The 11,643-nt window shown below is 65.7% G+C and carries 9 protein-coding genes; 4 read left to right on the top strand and 5 right to left on the bottom strand.

Translation table 11 applies throughout. From position 1 onward, the window contains the following. A partial coding sequence (locus UYS_RS18220) for a type I secretion C-terminal target domain-containing protein (RefSeq protein ID WP_156821644.1) occupies positions 1–1,669 on the top strand: 1,669 nt, incomplete at its 5' end. Positions 1,670–1,764: 95 nt separating this feature from the next. Next, the gene (locus UYS_RS0215730) at positions 1,765–2,097 is read left to right on the top strand and encodes a hypothetical protein (protein ID WP_016856478.1); all 333 of its coding nucleotides are present in this window, start codon (positions 1,765–1,767) and stop codon (positions 2,095–2,097) included. A gap of 84 nt (positions 2,098–2,181) precedes the next feature. Here the strand turns inward: UYS_RS0215730 and UYS_RS0215725 are convergent, their stop codons facing one another. The 5 genes from UYS_RS0215725 to UYS_RS0215705 form a co-directional block, all read right to left on the bottom strand. Then, complete coding sequence (locus tag UYS_RS0215725; protein WP_016856477.1) at positions 2,182–4,098, bottom strand: EAL domain-containing protein; 1,917 nt, start codon at positions 4,096–4,098, stop codon at positions 2,182–2,184. Positions 4,099–4,101: 3 nt separating this feature from the next. Beyond that, entirely contained in the window at positions 4,102–4,818 is a 717-nt protein-coding gene (locus tag UYS_RS0215720; protein ID WP_026068614.1) for a transglutaminase-like cysteine peptidase, read from the bottom strand. Positions 4,819–4,892: 74 nt separating this feature from the next. Further along, positions 4,893–6,059, bottom strand: coding sequence for a cation diffusion facilitator family transporter (locus UYS_RS0215715; RefSeq protein WP_016856475.1), 1,167 nt, complete (start codon positions 6,057–6,059; stop codon positions 4,893–4,895). Positions 6,060–6,122: 63 nt separating this feature from the next. Continuing rightward, positions 6,123–7,277: a 1-acyl-sn-glycerol-3-phosphate acyltransferase gene (locus tag UYS_RS0215710; protein WP_016856474.1), complete on the bottom strand. Its 1,155-nt coding sequence runs from the start codon at positions 7,275–7,277 to the stop codon at positions 6,123–6,125. A gap of 26 nt (positions 7,278–7,303) precedes the next feature. After that, positions 7,304–8,236, bottom strand: a complete 933-nt coding sequence (locus UYS_RS0215705) for a recombination-associated protein RdgC (protein ID WP_016856473.1) — start codon at positions 8,234–8,236, stop codon at positions 7,304–7,306. Between the two features lie 159 nt (positions 8,237–8,395). Between UYS_RS0215705 and UYS_RS0215700 the strand changes: the two genes are divergently transcribed. Beyond that, positions 8,396–8,815 (top strand): acyl-CoA thioesterase, encoded by a 420-nt coding sequence (locus UYS_RS0215700; RefSeq protein WP_016856472.1) that lies wholly within the window; start codon positions 8,396–8,398, stop codon positions 8,813–8,815. 108 nt (positions 8,816–8,923) lie between these two features. Further along, positions 8,924–11,626 (top strand): DNA gyrase subunit A, encoded by a 2,703-nt coding sequence (gene gyrA, locus UYS_RS0215695; RefSeq protein ID WP_016856471.1) that lies wholly within the window; start codon positions 8,924–8,926, stop codon positions 11,624–11,626. Positions 11,627–11,643: the final 17 nt, after the last annotated feature.

Genomic DNA, 11,643 nt, shown 5'->3' with positions numbered 1-11,643 from the left:
GGCAATCGCCCCCCAAAATGCCTATCTGGTCAATACGGCCAATAATGCTCTGACGGGGCTGCTGGATGTCGACGGGCAAGTTGAGGACAACTTCGGTGCTGACGGGGCAGGAACGGTCCGGTTCTCGGATTCATTGAATGGAGCCACGGCATTGGACGCCGATGGCAATCCGCTGACGTCCGGTGGTCTGTCGATTACCTATAGCGTCTCGGCGGATGGTCAGACATTGACCGCCTCGACGTTAGCAGGAGAAATCTTCACGATCGATCTGAGCGTCAATGACAGTGGGCAAGATACCTACGTTATCGAAATGTCAGGCACCGTGGATGGCGGGGCTAGCAGTATTGATTTCAGCGATGATAACTATGACTTTATCGGTGGGAATAGCGCGTGGGCCGGCTTCAATACCGCTGCCAATGACGATAGCCGTGACTTGTTGCTGACACCAATGACCGATGGTGCCAGTGCGGGATCTGTCAATACCAATGCCAATGAAGGTGGGGTAAGTGGCGGCAACTCAGTTGGTGCAAACGAAGCGATGCGTGTTGACTATGTCGTCGACCTTAGTGGCACTCCTGTCAATGGAACGGACTATGAGGACGCTGGTGCTGATAACCATGTCTTCGATGGGCACTACCAGGTCAATGGGGCTGCGGCGACTTTCACTCAAACCTCTGGATCTACTGTCCTATTCAAGGCTTTCGATGATGTCGATGGTGATAATACGGTAGGCGATGGCACACAAGATGATATCACCGCGGTTGGGATAAGCTTCGGTGGTGACTATGAACTGGTGGCCTATGACGGTACCGGCGGCCCATTCGTTACCAACGTGGGAGGAGAGGAGTTTATCGTTGTGTTCGCAGAGAATGGTGCTGGAAAGCTCGAGGCGAGCGTCGAAGGCATTGTCGGAGGGGCTCAGGTCTCGGTCTTTACTGCCGATGGCTATAACAGTGTCGAGTATCACTATGCTGCGGGAAATACCTTCAAGATCGGTGACTTCGGCACCACCGCCATTGAGCCGGGTGACCCGGTTGACTTGAGTGTGCCCGTAGATGTCGTGGATGGTGATGGTGACGTTGCTAGCGGTAGCTTGGATGTGTTGCTGATGCCTGAAAGCACCCAAGATTATTCCGGTTCTAGCAGTGGCGTGGTGGAGGTTGCATCGGATTCTGCCCCCGATATCATCGGCTCGGATTTCGCCGACACCCTGACCGGCAACAGCGACAGCAATATTCTGATCGGTAATGATGGCAACGACACGATCAGCGGGGAGGGTGGAGACGATCTGCTGGTGGGCGGAACCGGCGATGATCAACTAACTGGTGGCCTCGGGGCCGATGTCTTCGCCTGGAATCTCGGTGATGAAGGCAGCTCTTCGACGCCCGCCGAGGATACGGTCACCGATTTCACGACGGGCACCTTCGGCACCGATGCCAACGCGGACAAGCTGGACCTGTCGGACCTGCTGTCCGGCATGCAGGATGGCGAAGATCTGTCCAGCTATATTCAGTCGACCGACGACGGCACCAATACGACGCTGCATATCAGCACCTCGGGGGATATGACCTCGGGCGACGTCAGTGCTGCGGACCAGATCATCCAACTGCAGAATGTGGTGACATCCGTGTCTGACCTTCAGAACAACGGCCAGCTCGATATCGAGTGAGTTGGGTTTCACCATGGCGCCCGGCTCACGCCGGGCGCGTTTTCTTGGTCCCTTGCCTGCTAATATGCGGTCAGTGACCCAGAGGAGAGCGAATCATGTACGTCCAGCGAGACGAGGGTGGGCATATCCAGCTGGTGAGTCGCGAGGAAACGCCGCACTGCGCCGAGTTCCTGCCGGCCGATTCGCCGGAGCTGCTGGCGTTTCTGTCGGAGGGCGAGTCCGGCAAGGCCCGTTTCCAGGCATCGGATCTGGCCTTCGTGCGGGTGCTGGAGGACGTGATCGAGCTGCTGATGGACAAGGGGCTCATTCGCTTCACCGAGCTGCCCGAGGCGGCCCAGCAGAAGGTCATGGAGCGACAGTCGCTGCGTCACCGGCTCAATGGCCTGCATCTGGTGTCGGATCGCGAGGGTGGCGATGACGTGATCTGAGCGCCTTCGCCGGCATGCTGAAGAATGCCCCAACGAATCCCGCCGGCCTCGTGGCCGGCGGGGGTCGTTGGGGCGTGGGAACGGCTAGAAGCCGGTCTCGAAACTCTGGCGAATGCCCGGGCCGGTCACCCCGTCGAGCCCCAGCTCGAAGAGCGTGCCGGCCTGGTCGTGACTCTCGACGCCTTCGGCGATGGCCAGGGTGCCGAGCGAGTGACAGAGCGTCGCCATGCCGCGCAGGATCGTCTGCTGTTCATGGCTGTCCGAGATGCCCTGAGTCAGCGAGCTGTCGAGCTTGAGATAGGCCAGGCCAAGGTCGTGAAGGTTGGAGATGCGCGTGAACTCGGCGCCGACGTGCTCGAGCCCCACCCGGCAGCCGAGAGGCTGAAGCGCCTTGCACAGGCTGCGGAAGTGCTCGAGATCCTGAATGGCCAGATTGCCGGGGATTTCGATCCACAGCCGACGGGCGGCCTCGGGGCGGGCGCTCAGGCGCGCGCGAAGCTCCAGGGCGAAGTGGGCATCGCGCATCGAGTCGCCCGAGAGGTTGATGCCGACCGGCTGCTGACGCTGGGTGATGTCCTGCAGGGCGGCATCGACGACGGCCAGGTCGAGCTGTGTCGTCATCCCCAGCCGTGAGACCCAGGGAATGAACACGCCGGCGGAGTGCCACTGCTGCTTCAGGCGCAGCCGTGAGGGGCACTCGAAGTGCAGCAGCTTGCCGTCGCGGTCCAGCACCGGGTAGTGGGCCAGAGACACCCCTTCCCCGAGGGCGCCCTGGAGCGCCTCTCGCCACTCGGCATGGTTATTGAACAGGCTGGCGGACCGCTCGCCGTCGGTGATGGCGATATCGTGCTGGCCGTTGGATTCGGTCATCGACAGGGCGCCGTCGAGGCCGGCGAGCAGCGTGCCGCGATTGTCGCCCTGGACATAGTGACAGATCGCGCCGGGCAGCAGGAGCGAGGCGTCACGAGCCTCCGTCAGGGCCTTGAGGCGAGTGTTCAGCTTCTGCTGAGCGAAGGTCAGATCGTCGAGCCCGGGCAGCAGCAAGGCGAAGTCGCTGCCGTTGAGGCGCCCGACGAGGCCACTGCCGTGGTCCTGGGCCAGCTGCTCCAGCGCGGCCACGAGCTCCTTCAGCAGGCTATCCGCGCCGGCATGGCCGAGTCGTTCATTGACGTCAGCCAGGTGGCTGACGCGGATCAGCGCCAGGCCGCCGCTGGCCCGGAAGTCATGGCTCTCCAGATGGATCTGCAGCTGGGCGAGGAAGGCATCGCGGTTCAGGGCATCGGTGATCGCGTCATGCTGCAGGCGGCGACGCAGGACATCGAGCTGCTGGCTTTCGCGCCCGAGCATGTCGCCGACGTCGCGGCTCAGCTGGTTCATGGCCTCGACCACGTCACCGAGTTCCCGGGTGCGTGGAACGGGAGAGGTGGTGAAGCGGCGCATGCCGATGTTCCGTGCCTGTTCGACGACGCGGTGCAGTGGCCGGCGGATCCCGCGAATCAGCCAGCCGCCCAGCAGCAGGCCGAGGGCGCCGGCCAGCGCGAACCAGCCGGTCAGCTTCAAGGTGCTGTTCCAGAGCGAGCGATAGGCGTAGCTGTGCTGGCTCTCCACGGACAGGGTGGCGAACTGCTGCCAGCCGTCCTGGATCACCGCCACGCCCGGTGCCACGTTGAAGTCGATCAGATCGACGAACCAGGCCGGTACGTCGCCGATGGCGTCGTCGGCCTGGCGGGACTCGATCAGCTCGCCCTCCGGCGTGCGCAGCTCGATGCGCCGATAGTAGCCGGTATCGAACTGGGCGGCGATCAAGAGCTCCAGGGTGACGTCGTCCTTGGGCATCTGGGTCATGGTCAGCGCCAGGGCATTGGCGTTGTCGGCGTTCTTGATGCGCACTTCCTGCTCGATGTAGGCACGGCTCGTGCTCACGCCGATGAACAGGCTGGCCCCGAAGGACAGCAGCACGAGGCCCACGATGATTAGCCAGAGCTGCTTGATGAGTGACATGCATTATCCTCCTTGGATGAAGCCCTGCCGCCGCATGCGGTCGATGGCGCTGCGCCAACGCGATAGACGCGCCACCGGATCGGCGCGCGACTGGCTGGAACCTCCTGCCCACAGGCCGCTGCCATTGAAGCTGAACAGCGGGTCGAGATCGGTGCGTAGGCTGGCCGGCGAGATCGACGTCACCAGGTTGTCCAGTACCTGGGGTTCCGCGCCGGGGGAGGCATAATAGCCGAGCACCATGTGCGCCTGGGTGATGTCGCTGAGGCCGATACGGGCCTTGACGTAGATCAGTCGCAGCTGTGGCTCGGGCACCTCCAGCTCGCGCAGCGACACGTACTTGGCGATGGTGAAATCCTCGCAGTCGCCGGCGCCGCGTCCCAGCGTTTCCAGCGGCGTGGCCCAGTAGTCTTCTTGCTCCCATACGCTGGGATCTTCCAGCCAGCGCACCCGACGGTTGACGAAGTCGTTGACTCCTCGCAGCTGCGTGTCGACGGCGGCACCTCTCAGCTCGTCCAGCATCGCCAGCCACTCTTCCAGCACCGAAACGCCGCCCTCGCCATATTGTTGCCGCATGCTGTCGCGCAGGCGTGTGCGGTCGATGCGTGCCTGCGAGTCGGCGGTATGCAGCCCGAGGGCGCCGGCCGCCAGCAGGCCGCCGAGCATCGCCAGGCAGCGCCGGCGGCCGGGAGATGCCGGGCCGTGGCGAGAGGGGTTGGACATGTCGTCCCGCTAATGAATGAAGATGAGTCAAATCTTAGGCGGGAGGCGGCGCTAATGCGAGAGCCCGAGGACGCTCAGCCGCGCCCCGGTCCCTGCCAGAGCCTCAGCCGACCCAGCCAGTCGAGGCCCTTTGCGGCGCGGCGCAGTTCGGCGGCGGCAGCGTCCAGGTCGACGGTCTCGGGGAGAGTCTCCAGGTAGAGTGACACATCGATGCGGTCATCCAGATAGTGCAGGTCCAGGTCGACGCGTGCCCGCCAGGCCGGCGAGGCGCCCCAGGCATGGTCCAGCAGGGTCTCGACGTCGTCGCGCAGGGGCAGGCCAGGGCGCAGGCTGTGCTCGGTCTGCCCCTCGTCGTCCTCGGGATCGACATGGAAGGTGATATCGGCCAGCTGCGGCATGGCCTCGCGCAGTCGTCGGCTGACGGCATTGCCGATCTCGTGGGCCTCGGACACGGTGACTCGCGGCGGCACCACGATGTGCAGGTCGAGCAAAGCATCGCCGGCAATGCGACGGGTGCGCAGCTCGTGCACGCCGCGCACGCCCGGCACCGTCTCGGCGGTGCGCTGCAGCAGTGCCTGCTCGTCCTCCGGCAGGGCCGTGTCGATCAGTTCCTGGCTGGATTCCCACAGCAGGCGGCCGCCGATCCGGCCGACCATCACGCCGACGATGATCGCCGCGACGGCATCCATCCAGGCGACACCCAGCTGGGTCGCGACCAGGCCGACCAGTACCACCAGGGTGGAGAGGGCATCGGAACGTGAGTGCCAGGCGTTGGCCTCGAGCAGGCGCGAGCCGATGCGTCGGGCGGCCCGCATCGTGTAGTGATAGATGGCTTCCTTGGCGAGCAGAGACACGACGGCGATGGCGATCGCCCAGCCGCCGGGTGCGGGAACCGCTTCGCCGCCGATCAATCGCCCCAGGCTGGCCCAGGCGATGGCACCGGCGACGAAGATCAGCACGCCGCCGAGCCACAGCGTGGCCAGCGTCTCGATGCGCCCATGGCCGTAGGGGTGGCCGCGATCGGGGGCCTGGCGGCCGAAGTGGGTGGCCGCGACCACGAAGAGGTCGGTGAGGATGTCGGAGAAGGAGTGGATGCCGTCGGCGACCAGCGCCGCCGAGCCCACCATCAGGCCGGCGATGAGCTTGGCCATGCCGACCAGGAAGTCCACCACCGCGCCGACCAGCGTGACCTTGTGGGCTTCCCGGGCCTGACTGGCTCGTTGTTCGTGGCTCGGCGTCATCCTGGCTCTCCCGTCAGCGGTGGGGCGACACTCCCTGTCGCCTCACAGCATACGACAGTCGGCCTAGATGCTGCCGTGAACGTTGCGTACCGGGTTGGCGTACTGGGCCAGCCACCAGCCGCGCAGCTCGGCCGGCACCTCGGCGAGGCGGGCCTTGAAGCGGGCGCGGTCGGCGTCGGTGACCTCGCTCAGGTCCAGCAGTTCCGGCGCGTCACCCAGGGCCTCGAGGGCCAGATAGTGGCTGGGGAACAGGTGGTAGCCGCCGAGCACCTGACGATCGATCTCCGCGGCCACCGCGTCGGGGCTGTCGAAGTCCGCCGAGAGCGGGGTGCCGAAACGCAGGTGGACGCGGCCCTTCTGACCGGTGATGCCGGCCACGATGGAGCGGATGTCCTCGAACTCGCTCTTGTCGTAGCCGCCGCTGGTGTGCACGGCGTGCAGTTCGCGGGCCTTCTGGACGTCGCAGGGATCGTACTCGTAGCTGATCGATACCGGCACCACGCGCAGCTCGGCGATGGCCTCGCCGATGCCGGCATCGCGGTCGACGGTGCGTCGCGCCATGCTCAGCATCTTGACGATCGCCGGGTCGGTGCCGTCGATGCCGTCCTTGGCCCGGCCCTCGCGCTGGGCCATCCAGATCGAGTGGTTGTCACCGGTGATCGAATGGCGGATATAGGCCGAGAGCTTCTGGTAGGCGGCCAGCATGGCGCGCTTGCCGCGGGCGCTGCGCGGCACGATGAAGCTCTTGTTGAGCCGCATCAGGTCGGTGACATAGGGCTTCTGCAGCAGGTTGTCGCCGATGGCGATGCGTACCGTGTTGCGGTCCGCCAGATAGAGGGCGTAGTTGACGAACGCCGGGTCCAGCGAGATGTCGCGGTGGTTGCCGATGAACAGATAGGCCGTGTCGGGTTCCAGCTGCTCGAGGCCATCGACGCGGAAGTCGGTGGTCGAGTTGCGGAGCATCCGCTGCATGTAGGACGCGATGCGATCCTGGAAGCCGCGGATCGAGGTGACGCCGCGCACCTCGCGGCGTACCGCGGCACTGGCGATGGTCCGTGACAGCCGCGGCATCCACTTCGCCAGGCGCGGCAGGCGAAAGCGGGTCAGGGCGTCGAGCAGCTCCGGGTCCCGGGCGAGGCGCTCGAGTACCTCGGGCACTTCCTCGTCATGATAGGGCCGGATCTCGGCCCAGGGATCGTTGTCGTGTTGGTCTTGCATGGTCGTCATGAGCGCGGCCGTGTGGGTCAGGCGGAGGGAGTGGCCTGGCCAGCCTGGGCTTCACCGCCCAGCCAGGCCAGCAGGCGCTCGATGCCGTCGGCCAGCGCCTGGGTCATCAGCATGAAATCGGTTTCCAGACGCACCAGGGCGTCGTCGCCGTCGTCGGTCTGGCCGGCCTCGTCGATCAGGGCGTCGTCGAAGCGCAGCGACTTGACCGCCAGGTCGTCGTGGAGCACGAACGTCAGCCGGCCCTCGAGGCCCAGGGCCATCTTGCTGGCCTGGCGACCGCTCTCGAGCAGCTGCTGGATCTCGTCGCTGTCGAGGTCGACCTGGCGGGCCCGCAGCACGCCGTCGTCGCCCTTGGCCTTGAGCTCGACCTGGTCGCCGAGCGCCATGTCCTCCGGCCGCGACGCGGCATCGCCGAGCCAGGTGGTCATGGCGCGCATCGGCAGCGTCTGGCTGGCCAGCGGGGTGACCTTGAGGCTGCCCAGGGTCTCGCGCAGCAGATCGAGCAGCTCCTCGGCGCGCTTGCGGCTGCTGGTGTTGACGGCGATCAGGCCGCGCCGGGTGTCCCACCACAGGTCGACCTTCTGGCTGCGCACGAAGGCGCGCGGCAGCAGTTCCTCGTAGACCTGCTCCTTGAGCGTGAGCTTTTCCTGGCGGCGCAGCTTGCGGCTCTCGGCGACCTCGATCGCCTCGACGCGCTCCTCCAGCTCTTCCTTGACCACGGCGGCCGGCAGCAGGCGTTCCTGGCGCAGGGCGGTGATCAGGCGCTGGCCCTGCAGTTCGTGCAGCAGCTGGGTGCCGGCCCGGCCGGCCGGGGCGCACCAGCCGAGGCGACGGGCTTCACTGCCGCCCAGCGGGCGAAACGCCTGCTCTCCCAGCGCTTCCTCGAGGCGGGCGGCGTCCAGCTCGGGCGCGTCGTGCAGGCGATAGAGATGCAAGTGCTTGAACCACATGAATGAAGCGTATCCTGGGAGAAAAAGGAGGCACATTATGGCGAATGGGGAACGGGGGTGCCAGCGCCCGATCGGTCTCGTGTTCAAACTGCTGTTTGAAGGTCGGCGTCGGGGCTGAATAGAATCGGGATTCGCTCTTCATTCCCCGGGAGATGTCTCATGGATGATCCTCGCTCCACCGTCTCGCTGCGCGTACGAGGCTACCACCTCGACGGCTATGGCCACGTCAACAATGCCCGCTATCTGGAGTTCCTCGAAGAGGGGCGCTGGAGCTTCTTCGACGAGCGCCCGGCGCTCGGCGAGGTGGTGGGGCGCGGCAAAGTGGCCTTCGTCGTCGTCAATCTCAACATCGACTATCGGCGCGCCGCGTCGGCCGGCGACGAGCTGGAGATCGTCACCGGCCTCGCCGAGCTCGGCAGCCGCAGCGCCCGCATGCGTCAGGACATTCGCCGGGCCCGCGACGGCAAGACCGTGGCCAGCGCCGACATCACCTTCGTGTTGCTGGACGTGGCCACCAACAAGGCGGTGAGCATCAGCGGCGAGCTGCGCGAGGCTCTGGCGCCGCTGGTCGTCGCATGACCGCTGCTTTGCGGCGCCCGGAGTGGTATCATGTTCGGCTGAAATGGCGCGCCGTCTCACGGCCAGACGGCGCGCCAACCTCTTGCAGTGCAAAGGATTCGACGACCCATGGGTGACATCGCCAGAGAGATTCTGCCAGTCAACATCGAGGACGAGCTCAAGCAGTCGTACCTCGATTACGCGATGAGCGTGATCATCGGCCGTGCGCTGCCCGACGTGCGCGATGGCTTGAAGCCGGTCCACCGCCGCGTGCTCTACGCCATGCACGAGCTGGGCAACGACTGGAACAAGCCGTACAAGAAGTCGGCGCGCGTCGTCGGCGATGTCATCGGTAAGTACCACCCCCACGGTGACAGCGCCGTCTACGACACCATCGTGCGCATGGCCCAGGACTTCTCCATGCGCCACGTGCTGGTCGACGGCCAGGGCAACTTCGGCTCTATCGACGGCGACAACGCCGCCGCGATGCGTTACACCGAGGTGCGCATGGCCCGGCTCGCCCACGAGCTGATGGCCGACCTCGAGAAGGACACCGTCGACTGGGTCGACAACTACGACGGCACCGAGCGCATCCCCGACGTGCTGCCGACCAAGGTGCCGAACCTGCTGGTCAACGGCTCCTCCGGCATCGCCGTGGGCATGGCGACCAACATTCCGCCGCACAACATGACCGAGGTGATCGACGGCTGCCTGGCGCTGATCGACGATCACACCCTGTCGGTCGACGACTTGATGGAGTACATCCCCGGTCCGGACTTCCCCACCGGCGGCATCATCAACGGCCGTGCCGGCATCCTCGAGGCCTATCGCACCGGCCGCGGGCGCATCTACGTGCGTGCCCGCCACACCATCGAGCACGATGACAAGACCGGTCGCGACCACATCATCGTCACCGAGCTGCCCTACCAGGTGAACAAGGCGCGGCTGATCGAGAAGATCGCCGAGCTGGTCAAGGACAAGCGCATCGATGGCATCGCCGAGCTGCGCGACGAGTCCGACAAGGACGGCCTGCGCGTCGTCATCGAGGTCAAGCGCGGCGAGTCCGGCGAGGTGGTGGTCAACAACCTCTTCGCCCAGACCCAGCTGCAGAACGTGTTCGGCATCAACATGGTGGCCCTCGAGGGCGGCGAGCCGCGCACCCACAACCTCAAGCAGGTGCTCGAGGCGTTCATCCGCCACCGTCGTGAGGTGGTGACCCGCCGGACCCTGTTCGAGCTCAAGAAGGCCCGCGAGCGCGGCCATATTCTCGAAGGCCTGACCGTCGCCATCTCCAACATCGACGAGGTGATCGAGCTGATCAAGGCCTCGCCGAATGCCGCCGAGGCCAAGGAGAAGCTGCTCGGCCGCAGCTGGTCGCCGGGCCAGGTCACCGGCATGCTCGAGCGTGCCGGCGCTCACTCCTGCAAGCCCGAGGACCTGGAAGAAGGCTTCGGCCTCAACGAGGGGGCCACCGAGTATCGCCTCTCGCCGGCTCAGGCTCAGGCCATTCTCGAGCTGCGCCTGCATCGCCTGACCGGCCTCGAGACCGAGAAGCTGCTCGACGAGTACCTGAAGATCCTCGAGCGGATCGCCGAGCTCACCGAGATCCTGGCCAGCGCCGAGCGCCTGCTGGAAGTGATCCGCGAGGAGCTGACCGCCGTGCGCGATCAGTTCGGCGAGCCGCGTCGCACCGAGATCCAGGCCAGCCATCTCGACCTGTCCATCGAGGACTTGATCGCCGAGGAGGACATGGTGGTCACCGTGTCCCGCTCCGGCTACGCCAAGACCCAGCCGTTGTCCGACTATCAGGCCCAGCGCCGCGGCGGCCGCGGCAAGTCCGCCACCTCGATGAAGGACGAGGACGTCATCGAGCACCTGCTGGTGGCCTCGACCCACGACACCGTGCTGCTGTTCTCCAACCGCGGCAAGGTCTACTGGCTCAAGGTCTACGAGATGCCCGCCGCCAGCCGCGGTTCGCGCGGCAAGCCGCTGGTCAATCTGCTGCCGCTGGACGAGGGCGAGTCGATCAACGCCATCCTGCCGGTGCGCGACTACGACCCCGAGTGCTACATCTTCTTCGCCACCGCCAAGGGCACCGTCAAGCGCACCAGCCTGGAGCAGTTCTCCCGGCCGCGCAGCGTGGGCCTGATCGCGATCGAGCTGGAAGAGGACGACCGCCTGGTCGGTGCCGCCATCACCAGCGGTTCGGACCACGCCATGCTGCTGTCGTCCAACGGCAAGGCGATCCGCTTCGAGGAAAGCGACGTGCGCGCCATGGGCCGTACCGCTCGCGGCGTACGCGGCATGAAGCTGCTGGATGGCGCCGAGGTGATCAGCCTGATCATCCCGCAGAGCCAGCGCATCGACAGCGAAGGCGAGGACGAGGCGGTCGAGAGCGTCGAGGACGCGGGCGGCAACGGCGGCCAGATCTACATCCTCACCGCCAGCGAGAACGGCTACGGCAAGCGCACCCGCCTCGAGGAATTCCCGCTGCGCGGTCGCGGTGGTCAGGGCGTGATCGCCATGCAGACCAGCGAGCGCAACGGCGCCCTGGTGGCGGCGATGCAGGTCTACGGCGCCGACGAGATGATGCTGATCACCGACCGCGGCACCCTGGTGCGCACCCGTGTCGACGAGGTGTCGATCAGCTCGCGCAACACCCAGGGCGTGATGCTGATTCGCCTGGGTGAGGCCGAGTCGCTGGTCAAGACCGTGCGCATCGACGAGCCCGAGGACGAGGCGACGCCTGCCGAGGGCGACGAGGAGGGCGTCATGGACGGCCCCGATGCCGAGGCCGGCAGCGAGCCGTCTGCCGAGGACGATGATCAGTAATAGCTAACGGAACGACA

Source organism: Halomonas smyrnensis AAD6, assembly GCF_000265245.1.
Classification (GTDB): Bacteria; Pseudomonadota; Gammaproteobacteria; order Pseudomonadales; family Halomonadaceae; genus Halomonas; species Halomonas smyrnensis.
The sequence above is the reverse complement of the archived record's forward strand: the minus strand, read 5'-3'. Positions and strand labels throughout refer to the sequence as shown.